Raw genomic sequence first — 19,155 nt, forward strand, 5'->3', positions numbered from 1 at the left:
ACTACAATTTGAAATAGCATAAACCAGCGAGGATGAAGGCAATGCCCGTAATTGCAGTGGTGGATTATGACATGGGAAACCTGCACTCTGCCTGTAAAGGGTTAGAGAATGCAGGCGCAACGCCCACCGTAACGGACTCCCCCACCGACCTGGAGCGGGCAGATGCCATTGTGCTGCCTGGGGTTGGTTCCTTTGATCCGGCTGTGCAGCATTTGCGATCGCGCCATCTGGAAGATCCGATCAAGCGGGCGATTGCGGCGGGTAAGCCCTTCCTCGGTATCTGTCTGGGGCTACAAATCCTGTTTGATTCCAGTGAGGAAGGCAAGGAACCCGGACTGGGCATTATTCCTGGTACCGTCAGGCGCTTTCGCCATGAACCAGGCATTACCATTCCCCACATGGGCTGGAACCAGTTGCAGTTTACCCAACCAGATATTCCCCTCTGGCAGCAATTGCCCCCCAACCCCTGGGTTTATTTTGTCCACTCCTATTACGTCGATCCCACCGATCCAACGGTGCGGGCAGCGACTATTACCCACGGCAGCCAAACGATAACTGCGGCGATCGCCCATGAAAACTTGATGGCAGTCCAATTTCACCCAGAGAAGTCTTCGACCGCCGGATTGCAAATCCTTGCTAATTTTGTCAGTTTGGTTGAGGCAAAACAGCCTGCTACCATTTCCCGATGAGTTTACGGATTTACGGGAATCGTCAACTCAAAACGCTGCCAGGGCAGGAGACCCGCCCCACCTCATCCCTGGTGCGGCAAGCCCTGTTCAATATCTGGCAGGGAACCATTGCCGGATGTCGCTGGCTTGACCTTTGTGCTGGCAGTGGAGCAATGGGGGCAGAAGCCTTGTGCCGGGGAGCCAGCAAGGTGGTGGGAATTGAACAATCAGCACGAGCCTGTGCCATCATCCGGCAAAACTGGCAAAAGGTTGCCAGTGAGGAACAAACGTTCCGGGTCATTAAGGGCGATGTTGGGCGGCAACTGAAAACCCTGGCTGGACAACAATTTGACCGGATCTACTTTGATCCGCCCTACGCCAGTGAATTGTATGAGCCAGTCCTGGGAGCGATCGCCCAATTCGCGCTCCTGGCTCCTGACGGAGAACTTGCCGTTGAACACAGCCCCGGTCGCGCAGCCATTTCGACTCCTCCTTGTTTCAGCATCAGTCGCCAAAAGGACTATGGCAATACAGCATTGACGTTTTACCGATTTCAGAATGATGGCTCCTCTAATATCTACAGCAATTCCCGGTAGGGTGGGCACTGCCCACATTTTCCAAAAGCTCTGACTACGGGGCTTTGTGGGCGATGCCCACCCTACAATTTGTGGCTTATCCAATCGGCAACCGCTGTAAGTATGGGTGAGGACTGAAGTGGAAAACGCTAAGAAGTAAAACTGGTTCAGAAGACCTTGAACAACTTCTGGTATCATGGAGAGTTTGCACGGACTTCAATGCTTGCTAAGGAGACAACCCAATCATGGCTCGGATGTATTACGACGCAGATGCCAATTTAGATTTACTTGCTGGAAAGACGATCGCCATCATCGGCTATGGTTCCCAGGGACACGCCCACGCTTTGAACCTGAAAGACAGTGGCATGAATGTCATTGTCGGACTGTATCCCGGCAGTAAATCAGCCATTAAAGCAAAGGAGTCCGGGCTGACGGTTCACAGTGTGAATGAAGCGGCAAAACTGGCAGACTTCATTATGGTTCTGCTGCCCGATGAGGTGCAAAAAACCGTTTACAAGCATGAGATTGAGCCTCACCTAACGGAAGGGAAAACCCTGGCATTTGCCCACGGTTTTAACATTCACTTTGCCCAGGTGGTTCCTCCCAGCAACGTGGATGTGGTGATGGTTGCCCCCAAGGGACCGGGACACCTGGTTCGCCGCACCTATGAGCAGGGAGAAGGTGTTCCCGCCCTGTTTGCCGTGTTTCAGGATGCTACAGGGCAGGCACGCGATCGGGCAATGGCATATGCCAAAGGCATCGGCGGCACCCGCGCCGGAATTCTGGAAACCACCTTCCGGGAAGAAACCGAAACGGATCTATTTGGGGAACAGGTGGTTCTGTGTGGTGGCTTGTCTGCCCTGATTAAAGCTGGCTTTGAAACCCTGGTGGAAGCTGGATACCAGCCTGAACTGGCATACTTCGAGTGCCTGCACGAAGTGAAGCTAATTGTTGATTTGATCGTGGAAGGTGGACTTGCCAAAATGCGCGATAGCATCTCCAACACGGCGGAATATGGGGATCTGACTCGTGGTCCTCGCATTGTCACCGACGAGACTCGCAGTGAAATGCGGAAAATTCTTTACGAAATCCAGACGGGACAGTTTGCCCGCGAATTTGTCCTGGAGAACCAGGCAGGCAAACCGGGCTTTAACGCCATGCGTCGCCGCGAAGCCGAGCATCCGATTGAGGAAGTGGGCAAGGACCTGCGGGCAATGTTTAGCTGGCTGAAAAAGGTTTAAACCCTGCAACGGCAAATATTAGAAGTATAGTCTCCGCCCCAGATCCCCGGATTCTTCGAGAATCCGGGGATTTGATTTCAGTTATCTCGGTGGCATTTCAACCGTCCTCTAGAATTAACCCTTGTAAAGCAAGGGGCTTAAGCCCCTTGTTCAGTGCCACCTCATAAAGAATTGGTATAAGGAGTAGAACCATTGCTATGCAGGGTTTTTACAATCCAAAATCTAAAATCCGAAACCCAAAATGGTATAACAATACAGTTTGCCAACGAAAGGCTACCTGATGCTTTCAGAAGTCCGATAATAGAGATAGCTCCTGGTTTGAATGGATTGTTCAACTTGCAGGGGGATTGCTCAAGAACCTATCGGAGCTAAAGCTGTTCCAGGTGTGTGGAAAACGAAACCCATCTCTCTGCTAAAGTCACTACCTCAAAGGAGGTGAGATTGATGGCATCCGATGGTATGAAATGCCCTCATTGTGGAAAAGATGGGCTGGTACGGTTGCAGCACGATCGCGCTGGCGATGATGTTTTTCAATGCGTGTATTGCGACTACCGGCACGACCTGACCACCTCTGCATCTGAAGAAGAATTGGGGTTCTGGCAGATATTTTTTGCGTTGGTGATTACCCTATTAGTCGCACTGCCCCTGGTAGGGCTTTTATAGGGGCACTAGTTCCATAGAAATCGTTACTGGTGTTGCCCGGTTTGAGCCAGGCAGGGTATGTCCAATGATCGAACTGCGGGTATAGCCTAGCGATTTAAGCGTAGCCAGACAGCGATCGCCCTCTGCTTGAGGCACAGCCGCCAACAAACCACCGGAGGTTTGGGGATCGAACAGGAGTGGAAATAGAGGATGATTCATCACTTCTAAGGGATTGTCAATCCACTCTATAGCCTGTGCATTTTGGGGATAGAGGGAACTGGTGATTCCAAGCTGGGCAGTTTCTAGTGCGCCGTTCAACCAGGGAATCGATTCCAGATTTAACTGGACTGCCACCCCAGGCGAAGCCCGGATCATTTCTACCAGATGCCCCATCAGTCCAAAGCCTGTGATATCGGTACAGGCAGTGGCATGGTAGTTCAGGAAACAGACCGCCGCTTTTTGGTTCGACTGCACCATCGACTCAATCGCCCCATCAATCCACTCACCCTTAGCTTTTTGCCGCATACTGGCTGCAAACAAAGCGCCTGTCCCAATCGCTTTGGTCAAAATCAAAACCTGCCCTGGTTTCATCCCACCTTTGTGCAATAAACGTTCCGGGTTTGCCAACCCATTGCAGGACAAACCAAACGCCAGCTCTTTGCCCTCCGTCGTGTGCCCACCAATCAATTCTGCATTGGCTTCCTGGAGAACTTTTAGCGACCCGGAAAGCAACTGAAACAGGGTTTCTTCAACCACGTTGGAACTGCCGTAGGGAACGGTTGCGATCGCCAGCGCACTCTGGGGTTCTGCCCCCATGGCAAACAAATCACTGAGCGCATGGTGGGTACTAATCTGTCCAAACAAAAATGGATCATTGATTAAGGCTGGAAAATAGTCGATCGTTTGCACCATCACCATGCCGGGGGGTACCTGTACTACGGCGGCATCGTCGGCAGCATTCAGTCCAATCAATACGTCGGAACGGGGGGTATGGGTTAAAGAAGAATGCGACTGAATTCGTTGCAGAACCCTGGTAAGCACGCTGCTGCCAACCTTTGCCCCACACCCCGCACAACGCATTTTAGAAGAACCGTAACTTTGAGCTTGAAGCTGAAACATTGAAGCAAGAGAATCCCCCTCTCCTCTCCCCCTCTGCTCCCCCTTTCCCCTCTCTCCCCCTCTGCTCCCCCTCTCCCCTCTCCCCTGCTCCATCTCCGGCAACTGATTAAATCGTTCCATAAACTTCCGATCAATCTGGTCTTTCCAGAGCCAGAGCAGCGAAGAATGCCAGCCAAACGGACCACGGGAAGCCACTGCGGAACCATCCCCCGTTCCAATCAGACTGAGATAGTGCTGTTGGGGATGGAAAGGTTTGAGTGGCTTTCTCTGAAAGTCGCGACACAGGTTATGAAACAGGGGCTTACCCTGACGCACGGCAAATACACCCGCTTTTGGACGGGGGTGGTTGATCATGGTGGCAATATCCCCTGTGGCAAAGATCTGGGGATGGGAGAGCGATCGCAGCCTATCGTCCACCAGAACAAACCCATCCTCATCGACCTTCAGCCCCGCCTGCTCTAACCAGTCAGGCGCGGATGCCTGAGTTACCCAGAAGGTGTAATCACAGTCCACGGTTAGCCCAGACTTACAGCGGAGATAGTGGGGCTGCACTTCGCAGACCTCTTCCTGCAAGTGAAGCTGGATGCCTCGTTGGGTCAGCAATTGGTGGAAATGCGATCGCACCCAGCGATTATGGTTGGGCATCAACATCGCGTCTCGATGAAAGAGATGCAAGGTCAGATGGGTGGGTAGTTTGCCCGCCGCTTTTAGGATCTCCTGGATGCGATGTTGCACATTCAGAGCCAGTTCGACACCGCCCACGCCGCCACCCACAATTCCCAGGCAGAGAGGGCGTTCGGGATTATGGGCAACCTGCTCAACAATCCGCTGCCAATTCTCTAAAAATTGGCGGACGGGTTTCGCCGGAATGATAGAGTCCAAATCACCCAACACCTCTGGTTTTTTAGGTGTACTGCCAATATCAATCGATAGCCGATCAAACCGCACAGGTGGACGGTTGGCACACAAAACCCAATTCTGCTCTAAATCCAGTCCCACTGCCGAATCGATGTAAAGCTGTGCTCCAGCAAACTGACACAGCGGGCGCAAATCAATGTGGCATTGCTCACGGGTATAGAAGCCTGCCACATGACCGGGCAACATCCCAGAATAGGGAGTGTCAGAGGCATCGGTAATCAGTGTCAGCCGCACTCCTGGCAGGGGATTCATGCCAAACAGGCGGAGGGCGATCGCGTGGGAATGCCCCCCCCCAATCAACACCAGATCTTGAACAATCGGACTTGATTCCAAATTCATCTTCAAACCCAAAGGACTTGTGCCGAAAAAAGGAGCCAGCACAAGTCCTAACCTAGCAGGTGTTTTGCCAAAAGAATTGGGCAAACTATAAGCAAATCCATGAGCAGTTTCATTATGCGCCCCCATTTTCAGCAAGGACAGATTCGTCCCAAAGTCAGCACCATGCCTCGCCAGAAGACCGAAGCAGCTGCCTATCTGGATATTTACAAGCTGGTCAATGAAAAAACAAGGCTTCAGAAAGAGCTAGAGGCTCTAGAGCAACGGCGCGTTCTCATTCAGCAACGCCTGACTACGATTGAGGCACAGGTCGAGCAACTGGAGCACAGTGCCCACGACCTGCGAGATGCCCCTACGCCCACATCCAGACCTGTGATTCAGCCCCAGCCCACGGAGACTGGCGACTTCAACACGCTTTTCCTTGAGTATTAAACAAATGCGCTAGAGTAATCCTGCAACGGTGTAGGAGAGCAATGAATGGCAATGCATTTGGAGCAGGTTGTACCCTTTGGGCGATCGCTCGATGAGTATGTTCAAATGTTTAATCTCACCGAGCAAGACCTTCAGAAAACGATTTTGGGGGTTGCGGATGGTCCAGCCAGTTTCAACGCAGAAGGAACTGAATTGGGCTACCAAATTACGTCAATTGATCCACTCTATACCTTCAATACTGATCAAATTAGAAGTCGGTTTAATCAAGTCGTCGATGACATTATTGAACAAGTCGAAAATACTCCAGATGACTGGGTTTGGACCTATCACGGTTCGCCCGATGGACTGAGGAAAAATCGTCAGCGTGCGCTAGAAATCTTTTGTCAGGATTATGAAATTGGTAAGGCTGAAAAGCGTTATCAGGTCGGTGAATTGCCTGAACTCGGTGATGGCGATCGCGAGTATGAGCTAGGGCTTTGTTCCCATTTCCTTTTTCTCTACTCTGACCATTTCGATGCAGACTTCCATTTCAACTCTGTTTGCGAAATGCTGAGAGTTTGTCAGGAAGTCAGAATTTTCCCGTTGCTGACACTGATGCTCAACCCTTCACCCCACTTAAAACCCATTTTGAGCCGGTTGGCAGAAAGGGGATACCACTGCGAGATTCAGAAGGTTTCCTATGAACTACAACGGGGCGGTAACGAAATGCTGAGAATCAGTCAATCATAAAAAGCTGTTTGCAAATAGATACAAAGAAAATGCTTTCCAGGAGATGGAATGAGCAATGCCTAAGCAATCCATCTAGCTCCGCTTGAGAACATAACGTAACCCTTTTATGACAGTGAACTGAGCGATCAGGAATGGTAGCGATCGAGTCGCTTTTACCAGCGGAAAAGAACCAGCTAAAGAATAGACTTAATCGGAAATTGTAGGGGTATAGCAACGAGTCAGGGGAGCATCTTCAGGAATTCGAGGCTGAAAACGAAGGTGTTAAAGAGCGCGCACTTGAGCAATGGTTTCAAAGTCACGATCATTTGAACTAAAAGTCAATTGTTTTCCAATGCTGTTTGAGCAATACAGCAATCGATTGGGCTGCGAACAGTCAATCCTTGACGACACAGGTTGTAGAAAATACGTGCCGCTGCTTGCCATGAAGAAGAAGTGAGTTCAACGTAACGTTCCCGCTCACCCGCCGCAGAAACTTTGTGGTTTCCTCGATAACTTTTGCTCGGTCCGTTGTGCAGCGGGGTTGTTAGCCTGCGGTGCAAAATGACTTGGATAAATCGTCAGACCTAATTCAAATATCATATAAAAGTCTACCTTCAAGCTGGATAGCTTCAACTTTAGACTTTAAGAGAGACTCGAAGGATGTTTCTGTCTCCAAAAGAAGTACAAGTTCCTTTAAGGTGAAAAGCACGATAATTTTTTGATTAAGCGCTTTCTGAATGTTAATAATTGCCGCATTGGTATAACCAGATGCTGAAATGAAGATACCACGAACATCAGTTCTCTCAAAAAGACGCATGACGTGCTGTGCTACGTCACCAGGTCCTAATGCTTCTTTCCACCACTTCATTTCAGCAAGATAGAGATAACTATTGACCTCAATTGCCCCATCAATTTGCTGAATTATTCCTTCATTATTTTCACCTTTAATAGTGAAAGCTTCTCTAACCAAAATTCCCTCGCTCTCAAAAAAGCTATTTAGAATTCCTTCTAGCTGTTTTCCTCGCTTTTTAGTGTCACTTTCTTGATAAAGAGCGATTAACTCTGATCTAATAGATTGCCGCTTCTGTCTCTTTTGTTTGAGTTTCTCAAGTCTAGCTTCTTCTTCTTGCTGACGTTTCTTCTTTTCTTCTTCTAACTGGGAATCATAGTTCTGCTGCAATCTTGTAAAAGCATCCCTAACGTTCACTGCTTCTCTAACTTTGGCTACTAACCCTGTCGCCTCCATTTGATCGTTAGGCCAACATCTGGAGAAATCATTAAATTCAACAATCCTTTTTACGATTTCCCTTCTTTCACGAAGTGCAACATCACCAGCGTCATTAATCCTTACCAGTATCGTTCTAGCAATCTCATACTTATTGATACTGCTTGCATCCCTTTGAAGTTTGTCACTTAAATCTGCCAGAAATTTATTGTTAACCCCAGCACTAGAGAAGAAAATGAGAACATCCTTTTTACTCTTGCATAACCTCGGAATTGTATCTACGAGCAAATTTAGAAAATCAGGTGGAAAGTGAAAGACTTGACCGCTCATGCTTGATGTTTATGTAAAGGGTGAAATGGTTTATTTAGTCTTGAGGTAAACAAACCGAGACTAACACTAGTATTAATTATACTCTCGCCAACTAAGTACCCGCAAAAGCAAGTTTTCATAACAAATCTGTTTATGGGTTTCATCCTCTCTAAATCAATCCAAATAATTTATAAGAGTGAAATATTTGCCTAGTGAGAAATTTTACTATTACCAAAATTTCTGGAATTCAAAACCTCTCAACTATCCGAGCCGTTAACCCCAATCGCCCTCAACACCGACCCAAAAGCGAACGGAACTGCCACCACCCACGAACGCAGCAGGCTAACTATTATTAGGCAGAAACTTTCCGCCTAAGATTCAAATTGGGGAGGATAGGAAAAACGATTCGGCATAACACCTGAAATTAAAGCTGCTCTATGCTGCCTGCACTTATTTTGTCAGTCATACAAGGTCATAGAGAAGCCAGATGCGCAACCAATTACGAATAGGCACCGTCAAGATCGGGCAGGCTAACTGCCTTCTAACCAGCGCCAGTTAGGGCGGTTCCAATCGTACACACCCTGAATTTCGTATTCCGCTCCAGTATCAAACCGGACAATGCAACTCACATTGCTTAAATCTTTCCTTTTCACTTCTTCCTCTGGCTGATCTTCCACCTCAGCCCCTTCGGGCTGGCAGATTTTAATCACCGTACAGGGGAACCATTCCCGACTGCAAGGTCCGTCTTCCTGCACCCATTCCCATAAACCATTGGTCACTTCGATGCGATCGCCCATCTTGAGCCACATCACTTGACCCTGGTCTACACTTTCGTACTGTTCCAGATGGAATGGCTTCACCTGCTCTAACCATTGCACGCCGTAGCGATCGCGGATAAATTGAACCGTGCCCGAATCCCTTTCTTGCACCCAGTCGTTCAGTAGCGTTGTTTTCCAGGGGCGGTTCTCGCTTTCTTCCTGTTTAATAAATGCCAGTAGAGCCTGACGCTCCTCAAAGGTTAGAGATCTCAATGGATTGTCAGCACTTGAATCTTTTTCTTCTAAGCTTTCCATCCCAAAATTAGCCCGGTCATTGGCTTCAGGAGGATTGTTAGGCAGTTCCTGCATTGCCTGTAACAAAATCTGCTTTTGTTGATCGCTGAGTGGACAGGAAACCACTTCACACCGTTTGAACGCAGCATCCAGAGCAGCTTCAATCTCAAATCGGAGCATAGGCAATACCATCGAGCCGGGTTAAACCCAGAGTTATGGACAGCGCCTTCTCTGCTGAAATCAGGGAGAAGGTTAATTTCTTATTATGACAAAACTCTTAGTAAATGAGAGGGTGAGGGGCAAGAGTCCTTTGCTTCCGGCATTGCCACAGATGAAGGTGAAGTTGTTCGTTGCTAGTGGACTTCTCAATTCCCGTTGTTTCGATCGCCCCAGCGCCTCGACCTCCTCCACCAGATGGTCCATATCCAGATGCTCAAAATCCCTCGCTTTCAACTGAGCAGCCGTCTCTTCCAGCCATCGCAGAAAATCCTGCTCATAGAGGGAAGTTTGGCAAGAGATTGCCTGGGTCGTTAAGCTTTCTTTTTGGTGCTGCTGGTCGTTGTGGTTTTCTTTGCCGTGGCTTTCTTTGCCGTAGACTTCTTAGCGGTTGTCGATTTCTTTGCCGTGGTTTTCTTGGCGGTGCTACTGGTAGATTTGGTGGATTTTGCTGTGCCGGACTTACCGCCTTTACCAGACTTCTTCGCACCTGCCTTTGCCGCCAGGGCTTCCAGGGCAACATCCATCGTGATTGCCTCAACCGTTTGCCCTTCTGGTAGAGAGGCGTTTACCTTGCCATGCTTGATGTAAGGACCGTAGGGACCATCGTAGATATTCACGGGTTCTTCATCTTCTGGATGGGCACCCAACTCCCGCAAAGGCTTGGCAGCCGCCCGTCTACCCCGCCCAGATTTAGGCTCTGAGAGCAATGCCAGAGCACGTTCCAGGCTAACGGTCAGCACATCATCCCCCGCCTTCAGGGAACGATAGTCCTTACCTTCCTTACCCTGGTCATGCACCACATAGGGACCAAACCGCCCCAGGCTGGCTTGAATCCGACAGCCTGTATCGGGGTGAACCCCCAGTGTCCGAGGCAGGGCAAGCAGCCCAACTGCCATTTCCAGCGTAACCTGCTCCAGGGTCACGCCTTTAGGCAGAGAAGCTCGCTTGGGCTTGGGATTTTCATCCGTGGCATCTCCTAGCTGAACATAGGGACCATAGGTGCCGATGAGCAGATAAATGGGTTCGCCGGTTTCAGGGTGGAAGCCAACTTTATCGGGTCCTTCTGTTTTCTGACGGAGCAGGGTTTCTACCTGTTCTGGATCAAGATCGGAGGGTGTGAGGTCTTTAGGAATGGAGGCTTTCACCAAACCATCCTCATTCTCGACTTCCAGGTAAGCCCCAAACCGACCAATCCGAACTTTTGCCTCAAGATTTTCTAACTCAACCGAACGGGCTTCGGTCGGATCAATTCCGTTTTCTCGCTCCTTCACCTGGGTTTCCAGTCCGGTGTCACCCAGGTAGAACTGCTTCAAATAGGGCAACCATTGCACCTCCCCGGTGGAAATGTCGTCCAGGGTTTGCTCCATACGGGCGGTAAAGCTGGTGTCCACCAGATCGGGGAAGTGCTTCTCCAGTAGGGCGGTCACGGCAAAGGCAGTGAAAGTGGGTACCAGGGAATTGTTAACCATCTGGGCATAGCCCCGGTCAATGATGGTACCAATAATACTGGCATAGGTGCTGGGACGACCAATGCCCTCGCTTTCCAGCGTCTTGACCAAAGAGGCTTCCGTATAGCGGGCAGGGGGCTGGGTTTCATGCCCGATCGCCTCCAGTTCCCGACAAGCCGGTGTATCTCCCTGGCGCAGGGGGGGCAGAATCACTTCCTGATCTTCGATCGCCGCGTTGGGATCATCAGAACCCTCGACATAGGCGCGGAAAAAACCAGGAAAATCGATCCGCTTGCCCGATGCCCGGAACCCGGCATCTTCAACCTGGATCTGGACTGTGACGTGGGTTTGGCGTGCCTCTGCCATCTGGGTGGCGACGGTGCGCTTCCAGATCAGGTCATAGAGGCGAAATTCCCGGTCTTTGAGTCCCGTTTGCTGAGGAGTGCGGAAGGTGTTTCCAGCCGGACGAATCGCTTCGTGGGCTTCCTGTGCCCCTTTACTCTTGGTCGTGTACTGGCGTGGTTCGGGGCTGAGGTAATTGGTGCCATACATCTCTTGAACACAGGAGCGCGCAGCGGCGATCGCCTGCTGGGAGAGATGCACCGAGTCCGTTCGCATGTAGGTGATGTAGCCCTGTTCGTAAAGACTCTGGGCGACCCGCATCGTGTCACGGGCAGACAGCCCCAACTTGCGGTTTGCCTCCTGTTGCAGGGTAGAAGTAGTAAAGGGAGCAGAGGGCTTACGGTTAACGGGGCGCTCTTCCAGGTTAGTCACAGTCCAGGTGCGATCGCGGACTTGCTCCGCCAGATTCCTCGCTTCCGTTTCGTTCAACAGAACGACAGTCCGCCCCTGGGCAATTTGCCCGGTCGCCTCATCAAAATCGCTACCCGTGGCGACCCTAACCCCTCTGAGGGTGGCTAGTTTAGCTTCAAAAGCTTCCTGTTTTCTGGCTCCTGACTCCTGACTTTCGACTGCCAGGGTTGCCTTCAGATCCCAGTAGGAACCCTGCCGGAACGCCCGCCGCTGCCGTTCCCGATGCACCAGCAATCGCACAGACACCGACTGCACCCGCCCAGCAGAAAGCCCATAGGCAATCTTCTTCCATAGCAGGGGAGACAGGGTATAGCCCACCAGGCGGTCTAAAATTCGGCGGGTTTCCTGGGCACGCACCAGCCGCTCATCCACAGCCCGACAATTTTGAATCGCGTCCCGAATAGCCTCTTCAGTGATCTCATGGAACACCATGCGCTTGATCGGCACCTTCGGCTGGAGCAGTTGTAGCAAATGCCAGCTAATACTTTCTCCTTCCCGGTCTTCGTCCGTTGCCAGAATTAGTTCGTCGGCTGTCTTCAGCGCATCCTTCAGTTCCTTAACAATCTTCTTTTTGTCCTGTGGGACCACATATAGCGGTTCAAAATTATCCTCAATATTGACCCCCAACTGTGCCCACTTCTCGCCCTTGACGCTGGCGGGAATTTCGCTGGCTGACTGTGGCAGATCGCGTACATGCCCCATGGACGCTTCTACCCGGTAATCGCTGGGCAGATAGTTGCGGATGGTGCGGGCTTTAGTGGGTGATTCGACGATGACAAGCTTTGGCATGGATCGTTGACTATACGAAGAAATCGATGATTGTCCCTCTAATCTTTCTTATAGCCAATATTGGATCGACTACCAGGGATTTGTAAAAGTTTGCAGAGGAATAATCTTAAACTTAGGAGCATCAGCTTTGGGTTAGTGTGATCTGCATCAAACGTCAGAAAGTTGCCAGGAGCCAGTTTCTGAACTTTACCCAGAGGCGATTAATCTCTAATATAAGGATTCGATCGCAACCAGATCCAGTGTTAAGGTAGATTGCGGGGTAGAATCCACTGTAATAGATTTCTGACCTTCTCGTCTTTCCTGGTTCCCAGAGACCCGATTATTACTTATCTTTAAAACTGTAAATCAGACATACCCTCATGGATTTCGCCAGTCTTGCGGCTCAACTCAACACCGGAGCGATTTTACCGGAACTGATCGTAACTGCTACCCTTCTGCTGGTGGTAGTAGGGGATTTAATTGTGGGGCGAACGGCATCTTCTAAGTGGACCCCCTACTTCGCCATCACTGGGCTGCTGGCAGCGGTTGCTTCCCTCTATTACCTCTGGGACGCTGCCAACCCCATCTCGTTTTTGGGTAGTTTTCATGGCGATAACCTGAGTATTGTGTTTCGCGGGATCATTGCGCTCTCGGCGGCAGTGACCATTTTGATGTCAATTCGCTATGTCGAACAGTCGGGGACTTCGCTGGCGGAATTTCTCACCATTTTGCTGACAGCCACCCTGGGCGGTATGTTTCTTTCCGGGGCAGATGAACTGGTCATGATCTTTGTCTCCCTGGAAACGCTCAGTATTTCTTCCTATTTACTAACGGGCTACACTAAGCGCGATCCCCGCTCAAACGAAGCTGCCCTGAAATATTTGCTGATTGGGGCATCCAGTTCTGCCATTTTCCTCTATGGCTTGTCACTGCTGTATGGTTTATCCGGTGGTCAGACCAACTTAAACGAAATTGCTGCCAGCATTACAGCAGCAGGGCTGGAACAGTCGATCGCAGTGGTCATCGCTCTGGTATTTGTGATTGCTGGAATTGCCTTTAAAATCGCAGCGGTTCCCTTTCACCAGTGGACACCAGATGTCTATGAAGGGTCGCCAACGCCAGTGGTTGCCTTCCTCTCGGTGGGTTCTAAGGCGGCAGGGTTTGCCCTGGCGATCCGGCTCCTGGTCACGGCGTTCCCCTACTTGACCGAGCAATGGCATTTTGTCCTGACTGCCCTGGCAATCCTCAGCATGATTCTGGGGAATGTGGTTGCCCTGGCGCAGACCAGTATGAAGCGTCTGCTGGCATACTCTTCCATCGGTCAGGCGGGGTTTGTCATGATTGGGTTGGTGATTGGCACCAATGCCGGTTACTCCAGCATGGTTTTTTACTTACTGGTTTATCTGTTCATGAACCTGGGCGCGTTTACCGGCATCATTCTGTTTTCCCTGCGGACGGGAACCGACCAGATTAGTGAATATGCAGGTTTGTACCAGAAGGATCCGTTGCTGACACTGGCTCTTAGCATTTGTCTACTGTCTCTGGGAGGCATTCCACCCCTGGCTGGCTTCTTTGGAAAGCTTTATCTGTTCTGGGCTGGCTGGCAGGCAGGTGCCTATGGTCTGGTGATTCTGGGCTTGGTTACCAGCGTCATTTCGATTTATTACTACATCCGAGTCGTCAAGATGATGGTGGTAAAAGAGCCTCAGGAAATGTCGGATTCGGTGAAAAACTATCCTGAAATCCGCTGGAATTTGCCTGGGATGCGATCGCTCCAGGTGGGTTTGGTGATTACCCTGATTGCCACGTCGATCGCTGGGATTCTTTCCAACCCGCTGTTTAGTTTGTCGAATGACTCAGTGACCAAGACTCCCATGCTGCAAGCAACAGTGAAACCAGAGAAACCGATCGCGGTTGAGCCACTGATTGATGAAATGGCTCAGGTCTCGTTGCGATCGTAATTGGGTGGTTGATCTGCCCTCGAACTAAACCGACTTCGGTTGCTGATTCTAACCCTCGATTTTAGAGTCCCCCTCTGCCTTTCCCGCAGTTGGGGGATTTAAGTTTTAGGGGGGTAAGAGTGTTTCTCCTCCTTCCGTGGCGGCTTCGTTGAGTTGTTGTAAAGCAGCAATGATTTGAGTAACCGATTCTGCTGAGGGATCGCTCAATTCGTTAAACCATTGATTGACAGTAGAACGTCGAACTAGCAAGCAACGCTTCGCGTTTCTTAGATGCTGAAAGCTATACAGAGGGCGAAAGGTGAGGGTTGGAGGGCGATCGCGCATCTCTCCGCCAAAGTAGTGCCCACACGAAAAGGGATTGCCCCTATCTGACTCCTAAAGAAATGCTTCCCGATACCGCTAAGATGGAATTTTGCCTGTAGATTCAAGCTACAGGTATCCTGTCTGACGGTTTATTTTTCTATGGCGCGACTTGACTTTAAGGGCAAAGCCTTTGTCCAAAACCACCACCTGACGCTGAAATATCATCACCTTGTCCCCAACAAGGCTGCCAGCCTGACGGATAAGGTGAGTTTGCATGGCAACCTGATTCTTTGAGGTGTATCTGTTTTATCAGCCTGATTTGGACTATCTCAAAGCAACAGCATTAAACCTGCAACTGGCTGAACGCTTGGGTAAGGATAAAAAGAAACTTGTGTTTGCCCCTATGAAGTATCTCGATCAGGAGCATCTCAAAGACTACAACATCGATTACTGCCAATTACCGTTTGAAATCTATAAATTTAGAGATTAAAACCAGGGAGGGACTTACGATGACAACTTCTACAAAGCAAAAACTCACGTTTGACCAATTTATTGAACAATATCCCGAAGATGGACGGTATGAACTGGTCGATGGAGAGGTGGTTGAGATGAGAGCAACGCGACAACATGATGATGTTGACTTTTTCATTCTGTTTGCTTTCAACGATGAGATTCGACGGTTGAAACTCGATTATGTTGTCAATAATACAGCCGTGATTCAAACGACTGAGAATCGAGGACGCAATCCAGATGTCAGTGTTATTAGTAAGACAATGTGGCGTTCCGAGCGGAGTGCTTATGGTGCTTTAGACCAACCCATTCAATTAGCAGTAGAAGTGGTTTCAACCAACTGGGAAGACGATTACATTGACAAACTTGATGAATATCAATGCCTGGGTATCACTGAATACTGGATTGTAGACTATCTCGCGATCGGCAGCAGAACCTATCTCGGTAACCCTAAAACACCTACTGTTTTTGTTTACTTACTCGATGATGCAGGGGTGTATCAATCCACTGCCTTTAAGGAAGACGATCGCATTCTGTCTCGCACCTTTCCAGAATTGACTCTAACCATGAACCGAATTTTGGACGTATAGCGAGTGCAATGGAACTTAAAGAGTATCAAAAGACCTATATTGATGAAGTCAAGCGATACCTTGAAGCTCTGGCAACTTGGAAAGCAAGACACGACACAATTACAGCAATAGATAGAAAAACGGCTTCTAAAATTAACTTCCCCAAAGCAGCCTGGGAAGAAGTCAGAGAAAGACTGGGGAGAATCTATCACGACAAGAGAAACGGGCTAGGGGAAGACCTCCCCAATTTTTGTTTGAAAGTGCCCACTGGCGGAGGTAAAACACTTTTGACGTGTCATACGATCGGCTTAATTAACACCCATTATTTGAAAAGCAAACCGGATTGGTGTTATGGATCGTTCCTACAAATCAAATTTATCGGCAAACCCTGAACGCGCTGCGCGATCGCGCCCATCCTTACCGTCAAATTCTCGATCTCAACAGTGGTGGCAAAACGCTGATTGTCACGAAACAAGACCGTTTTACCCCACAAGACATTGCTGAAAGCCTGGTCATTTTCTCGCACAGTTTGGCTACTGGTTAAATTGGGTTTAGTCTGCTCAGGTGTTTGATTGGATGATTCTGTCAGCAGCACAATGATTCTTACCCGTCCGGGGTGAGTCACCTCTAGCGGCTGATCCAGAGATAATTGTCCCTGGGCATCGATCGATCCTGTGGCTTCAAAGGCTTGCATGGTTCTGAGGCTGATGGATTCTGCTCAAATTCTAACAGGGGGCGATCGCAGCTTGAAAGGTAGGGGTTGGAGGGCGATCGCAGCACTTCAAAAGAAAATCTGTTCCAAGTAAAAGGTAATGAGCCTTTTTCAGTCCTTGACAATTAAGAACTTTATGGGGGCTACAAAGCAAAATTGAAGGTAAACAGCCACAAGATTGGATAGGGTTGATGTCAAAGTCAGCAGATTTAAGCTACAACTGAACTAAATTTACGCGCAGATTGACCTATGATTTTTGATCCATTGACAGCAGCCGTCACTGTTGCAACACTTGTGCTGACAGAAGCGGTAAAAGTTCCTGGGAAAAAGTTGGGCGAAGTCTCTTTAGAAAAAACTGGAGCATTAGCAAACTTGATTAAAAGCAAGTTTCCCGGTAAGTCTTTAGCAATTTCGCCTGATAGAGGACGACCCATTGATGTAGGACAAGCATTTCTGGAAGTTTCGTCATCAACAAAGGAATATCCTGATGTGGCGCAGGCAGTTCAGGATTTAGCAGCGGCTGTCCAGAATGATGACTCTGAAACTGCAAAAGAGATTCAGGCAAAAGCAAAGACCTTTGAGGCTCAGGCGGCAACAACTATCAACAATAATGCGATGCTAGCAAACAACATTAAAAATCTGTTTCAAGGCGGCACTTTCATTAATCCAACATTTTGACTGAATTCGCCCGAAGGCGATCGGGTAAAGTTAAATCGCACCACTATCATTCTTGACCAACACCCTGTCAACACAGATAGCTTTCAAGGGCGACAAGAAGAGCTTGCCAACATCAAAAGCTGGCTGGATAATCAGCGTATTCGGTTAGTGGGAATCACTAGTCCAGGTGGTTATGGCAAGTCTACATTGACGGCTAAGGTATATCGGGATGCTTCAAACTTTGATCGCAAATTCTGGATCAGCTTTGAGCAACCTTACCGCTTTAGTTTATTTGGGCGTTGGTTGTTAGAACAGTTTGGTGAGGAAATTGATGAGAAAACTGACAATGATGCTTTAGTAAATCAGTTGATTCATTACCTCTCACAGGAGCGCTGTCTACTGGTGATGGATAATGTAGAATCGCTGCTTCAAGATCGCCAGTGGCAAGAGGAAGCCTACCAAAGTTTTTTACTGAAGTGGTTGGGGCGTGAAAATGCAAGTGTTTTGATCCTTACCAGTCGAGAGCATCCGTTCGCTTTAGAGCAACGACGAGTTGAGAGTGAATGGCGTCGCCTGCAAGGGCTAAATGAAGACGATGGAATTAAGTTATTACATGATCAAGGTATTGAAGGCGCAGAAATAGACTTAAAGCAGTTTGTTAAGATTGCCGATGGACATCCACTATTGCTGAAGTTGGCAGCAAGCTGGCTCAAGGATCAACCTGTTCATACACCTGACGTTACCCATATTCTGACTCAGAAAGATTTGAATCTATTTGAGCAGCTAGTTGGAGCACATCGGGATGTGGAAACGAGTGTGGGAGGATTACTGACAGAGAGTTTGAACCGCTTACAACCACATTTTAAGGATTTATGGCTGAATTTGAGTGTGTATCGTTTGCCATTTGTTTTAGCAGCCGCTCAGGTAATGTCATCAAAACCTATAACAAAAGAAGATTTGCGTGGATTAGTGAAGCGATCACTATTAGAAGAACAACCTAGTCAAGGAGAGTGGCAATTTAAATTCCTTCCGCTACTTAAGACCTTTGCTCAGCAGCAGCTTGGGAATCAAGCGGATGCACATAGGCAGGCAATTGTCTACTATCGATCACTCAGAAACCGCGAAAATTTGAATACGTTAAAGGCAGTATCAGCTTATATAGAAATTATTCATCACAACTGCCAACTCAAACAGTACAGGCAAACCCTAGAACTACTACAACTTTGTAGCGAGTTCTCAGAATTACCAGGCTACACTCAAAGACTTCTTGAATTGTATGAGCAGTTAATTGAAGAACTGAAGATTTCTGCCAACGAACGAGGACTATTAAGAATTGCCCTTAATGATCTAGGCAACATACATTCTGCTTTAGAAGAATATGAAAAAGCAATTGATTGTTACCAGGAATCTCTAGAAATCATGAAAGAAAGTAATGATCTAAAAGGCAAAGCATATGTATTGGGAAATTTAGGCACCGCACATCACTCTATAGGACAAGTTAGATATGCAAAAGATCTTTATTTGAAATCTCTAGAAGTGGCACGTTCGATTCACGATTTGCAAGGTGAAGCCAATGCTTTGGGCAACCTTGGTAGCGTCGAACGTGAATTAGGAGACTTCCAGATAGCAATTGCCCATCACGAACAAGCATTGACAATTTATGGAAAAATCGGTGACCTGAAGGGAAAAGCTAGTTGCTTTTTGAATTTGGGCAATACTTATGCTTTCCTTGGTCAATATGATCTTGCTGCTGAGTTTTGTCACAAGTCACGCAATATCTGCTGTAATATCGGTGATCTACACGGAGAAGCTAGTTCTGCATTTAATCTGGGCAATGCTTTAAGAGCATCGGATCAGTTTTCTGAAGCCAAAAACGCTTACCTAGATGCTCATAATTTATTTCAAGCAATGGGATTAGAGGCTAAAGTTCAAGATTGCGACATAGCTATTCAATCTTTATCTGACTAGCC

At 48.6% G+C, this 19,155-nt stretch carries 20 protein-coding genes; 13 read left to right on the top strand and 7 right to left on the bottom strand.

The genetic code is table 11. The features are described 5' to 3' along the window. Positions 1-41 precede the first annotated feature (41 nt). The 4 genes from hisH to AC1S52_RS19690 all read left to right on the top strand — a co-directional run bounded on the left by hisH (position 42) and on the right by AC1S52_RS19690 (position 3,147). Positions 42-689, top strand: coding sequence for an imidazole glycerol phosphate synthase subunit HisH (hisH, locus tag AC1S52_RS19675; protein WP_482030745.1), 648 nt, complete (start codon positions 42-44; stop codon positions 687-689). Continuing rightward, positions 686-1,264 carry a 16S rRNA (guanine(966)-N(2))-methyltransferase RsmD gene (rsmD, locus tag AC1S52_RS19680; RefSeq protein WP_482030746.1) on the top strand — a complete coding sequence of 193 codons (579 nt, stop codon included), beginning with the start codon at positions 686-688 and terminating at the stop codon, positions 1,262-1,264. Before hisH ends, rsmD begins: the two co-directional genes overlap by 4 nt. Positions 1,265-1,488: 224 nt before the next feature. Continuing rightward, positions 1,489-2,484 (top strand): ketol-acid reductoisomerase, encoded by a 996-nt coding sequence (gene ilvC, locus AC1S52_RS19685; protein WP_482030747.1) that lies wholly within the window; start codon positions 1,489-1,491, stop codon positions 2,482-2,484. Positions 2,485-2,928: 444 nt separating this feature from the next. Next, on the top strand, positions 2,929-3,147 hold the full coding sequence (locus tag AC1S52_RS19690) for a hypothetical protein (RefSeq protein WP_482030748.1): 219 nt from the start codon (positions 2,929-2,931) through the stop codon (positions 3,145-3,147). Here AC1S52_RS19690 and selD read toward each other — a convergent pair. Next, positions 3,142-5,502: a selenide, water dikinase SelD gene (gene selD / locus AC1S52_RS19695; protein ID WP_482030749.1), complete on the bottom strand. Its 2,361-nt coding sequence runs from the start codon at positions 5,500-5,502 to the stop codon at positions 3,142-3,144. The two genes, AC1S52_RS19690 and selD, sit on opposite strands and share 6 nt — an antisense overlap. A gap of 99 nt (positions 5,503-5,601) precedes the next feature. Between selD and AC1S52_RS19700 the strand changes: the two genes are divergently transcribed. Further along, complete coding sequence (locus AC1S52_RS19700) at positions 5,602-5,931, top strand: hypothetical protein (RefSeq protein ID WP_482030750.1); 330 nt, start codon at positions 5,602-5,604, stop codon at positions 5,929-5,931. 45 nt (positions 5,932-5,976) lie between these two features. Beyond that, positions 5,977-6,660: an SAM-dependent methyltransferase gene (locus tag AC1S52_RS19705; RefSeq protein WP_482030751.1), complete on the top strand. Its 684-nt coding sequence runs from the start codon at positions 5,977-5,979 to the stop codon at positions 6,658-6,660. 568 nt (positions 6,661-7,228) lie between these two features. On the opposite strand, the gene AC1S52_RS19710 is transcribed toward AC1S52_RS19705, so the two are convergent. The 4 genes from AC1S52_RS19710 to topA form a co-directional block, all read right to left on the bottom strand. Further along, on the bottom strand, positions 7,229-8,194 hold the full coding sequence (locus AC1S52_RS19710) for a restriction endonuclease (protein WP_482030752.1): 966 nt from the start codon (positions 8,192-8,194) through the stop codon (positions 7,229-7,231). Positions 8,195-8,703: 509 nt separating this feature from the next. Next, on the bottom strand, positions 8,704-9,405 hold the full coding sequence (locus AC1S52_RS19715; protein ID WP_482030753.1) for a hypothetical protein: 702 nt from the start codon (positions 9,403-9,405) through the stop codon (positions 8,704-8,706). 72 nt (positions 9,406-9,477) lie between these two features. Continuing rightward, complete coding sequence (locus AC1S52_RS19720) at positions 9,478-9,744, bottom strand: DUF29 domain-containing protein (protein ID WP_482030793.1); 267 nt, start codon at positions 9,742-9,744, stop codon at positions 9,478-9,480. 11 nt (positions 9,745-9,755) lie between these two features. Then, complete coding sequence (gene topA / locus AC1S52_RS19725; protein ID WP_482030754.1) at positions 9,756-12,494, bottom strand: type I DNA topoisomerase; 2,739 nt, start codon at positions 12,492-12,494, stop codon at positions 9,756-9,758. Positions 12,495-12,853: 359 nt separating this feature from the next. Here topA and AC1S52_RS19730 point away from each other — a divergent pair, with 359 nt between their 5' ends. Continuing rightward, entirely contained in the window at positions 12,854-14,434 is a 1,581-nt protein-coding gene (locus AC1S52_RS19730) for an NAD(P)H-quinone oxidoreductase subunit N (RefSeq protein WP_482030755.1), read from the top strand. A 105-nt stretch (positions 14,435-14,539) separates the two neighbouring features. Here the strand turns inward: AC1S52_RS19730 and AC1S52_RS19735 are convergent, their stop codons facing one another. Beyond that, positions 14,540-14,758 carry a hypothetical protein gene (locus tag AC1S52_RS19735; RefSeq protein ID WP_482030756.1) on the bottom strand — a complete coding sequence of 73 codons (219 nt, stop codon included), beginning with the start codon at positions 14,756-14,758 and terminating at the stop codon, positions 14,540-14,542. Between the two features lie 138 nt (positions 14,759-14,896). Here AC1S52_RS19735 and AC1S52_RS19740 point away from each other — a divergent pair, with 138 nt between their 5' ends. Genes AC1S52_RS19740 through AC1S52_RS19755 form a run of 4 tightly spaced genes read left to right on the top strand, consistent with a single transcriptional unit; the run spans position 14,897 to position 16,208 of the window. After that, the gene (locus tag AC1S52_RS19740) at positions 14,897-15,031 is read left to right on the top strand and encodes a hypothetical protein (protein ID WP_482030757.1); all 135 of its coding nucleotides are present in this window, start codon (positions 14,897-14,899) and stop codon (positions 15,029-15,031) included. A 1-nt stretch (position 15,032) separates the two neighbouring features. Further along, positions 15,033-15,227 (top strand): hypothetical protein, encoded by a 195-nt coding sequence (locus AC1S52_RS19745; RefSeq protein WP_482030758.1) that lies wholly within the window; start codon positions 15,033-15,035, stop codon positions 15,225-15,227. A 19-nt stretch (positions 15,228-15,246) separates the two neighbouring features. After that, complete coding sequence (locus AC1S52_RS19750; RefSeq protein ID WP_482030759.1) at positions 15,247-15,837, top strand: Uma2 family endonuclease; 591 nt, start codon at positions 15,247-15,249, stop codon at positions 15,835-15,837. A gap of 8 nt (positions 15,838-15,845) precedes the next feature. Further along, positions 15,846-16,208 (top strand): hypothetical protein, encoded by a 363-nt coding sequence (locus AC1S52_RS19755; RefSeq protein ID WP_482030760.1) that lies wholly within the window; start codon positions 15,846-15,848, stop codon positions 16,206-16,208. Here the strand turns inward: AC1S52_RS19755 and AC1S52_RS19760 are convergent. Next, entirely contained in the window at positions 16,166-16,510 is a 345-nt protein-coding gene (locus AC1S52_RS19760) for a hypothetical protein (RefSeq protein ID WP_482030761.1), read from the bottom strand. The two genes, AC1S52_RS19755 and AC1S52_RS19760, sit on opposite strands and share 43 nt — an antisense overlap. Before the next feature lie 267 nt (positions 16,511-16,777). Between AC1S52_RS19760 and AC1S52_RS19765 the strand changes: the two genes are divergently transcribed. Continuing rightward, positions 16,778-17,206, top strand: a complete 429-nt coding sequence (locus AC1S52_RS19765) for a hypothetical protein (RefSeq protein ID WP_482030762.1) — start codon at positions 16,778-16,780, stop codon at positions 17,204-17,206. A 48-nt stretch (positions 17,207-17,254) separates the two neighbouring features. Further along, a complete protein-coding gene (locus tag AC1S52_RS19770) occupies positions 17,255-19,153 on the top strand; it encodes a tetratricopeptide repeat protein (RefSeq protein ID WP_482030794.1) in 1,899 nt (632 codons plus the stop codon). Positions 19,154-19,155: the final 2 nt, after the last annotated feature.

This window comes from Kovacikia sp. CALU 1929 (assembly GCF_056784235.1).

Excerpts from the sequence above, each read along its gene's own strand:
- hisH (WP_482030745.1), top strand. The coding sequence starts at position 42 with ATGCCCGTAATTGCAGTGGTGGATTATGACATGGGAAACCTGCACTCT.
- rsmD (WP_482030746.1), top strand. The coding sequence starts at position 686 with ATGAGTTTACGGATTTACGGGAATCGTCAACTCAAAACGCTGCCAGGG.
- ilvC (WP_482030747.1), top strand. The coding sequence starts at position 1,489 with ATGGCTCGGATGTATTACGACGCAGATGCCAATTTAGATTTACTTGCT.
- AC1S52_RS19690 (WP_482030748.1), top strand. The coding sequence starts at position 2,929 with ATGGCATCCGATGGTATGAAATGCCCTCATTGTGGAAAAGATGGGCTG.
- selD (WP_482030749.1), bottom strand. The coding sequence starts at position 5,502 with ATGAATTTGGAATCAAGTCCGATTGTTCAAGATCTGGTGTTGATTGGG.
- AC1S52_RS19700 (WP_482030750.1), top strand. The coding sequence starts at position 5,602 with ATGAGCAGTTTCATTATGCGCCCCCATTTTCAGCAAGGACAGATTCGT.
- AC1S52_RS19705 (WP_482030751.1), top strand. The coding sequence starts at position 5,977 with ATGGCAATGCATTTGGAGCAGGTTGTACCCTTTGGGCGATCGCTCGAT.
- AC1S52_RS19710 (WP_482030752.1), bottom strand. The coding sequence starts at position 8,194 with ATGAGCGGTCAAGTCTTTCACTTTCCACCTGATTTTCTAAATTTGCTC.
- AC1S52_RS19715 (WP_482030753.1), bottom strand. The coding sequence starts at position 9,405 with ATGCTCCGATTTGAGATTGAAGCTGCTCTGGATGCTGCGTTCAAACGG.
- topA (WP_482030754.1), bottom strand. The coding sequence starts at position 12,494 with ATGCCAAAGCTTGTCATCGTCGAATCACCCACTAAAGCCCGCACCATC.
- AC1S52_RS19730 (WP_482030755.1), top strand. The coding sequence starts at position 12,854 with ATGGATTTCGCCAGTCTTGCGGCTCAACTCAACACCGGAGCGATTTTA.
- AC1S52_RS19735 (WP_482030756.1), bottom strand. The coding sequence starts at position 14,758 with ATGCGCGATCGCCCTCCAACCCTCACCTTTCGCCCTCTGTATAGCTTT.
- AC1S52_RS19740 (WP_482030757.1), top strand. The coding sequence starts at position 14,897 with ATGGCGCGACTTGACTTTAAGGGCAAAGCCTTTGTCCAAAACCACCAC.
- AC1S52_RS19750 (WP_482030759.1), top strand. The coding sequence starts at position 15,247 with ATGACAACTTCTACAAAGCAAAAACTCACGTTTGACCAATTTATTGAA.
- AC1S52_RS19755 (WP_482030760.1), top strand. The coding sequence starts at position 15,846 with ATGGAACTTAAAGAGTATCAAAAGACCTATATTGATGAAGTCAAGCGA.
- AC1S52_RS19760 (WP_482030761.1), bottom strand. The coding sequence starts at position 16,510 with ATGCAAGCCTTTGAAGCCACAGGATCGATCGATGCCCAGGGACAATTA.
- AC1S52_RS19765 (WP_482030762.1), top strand. The coding sequence starts at position 16,778 with ATGATTTTTGATCCATTGACAGCAGCCGTCACTGTTGCAACACTTGTG.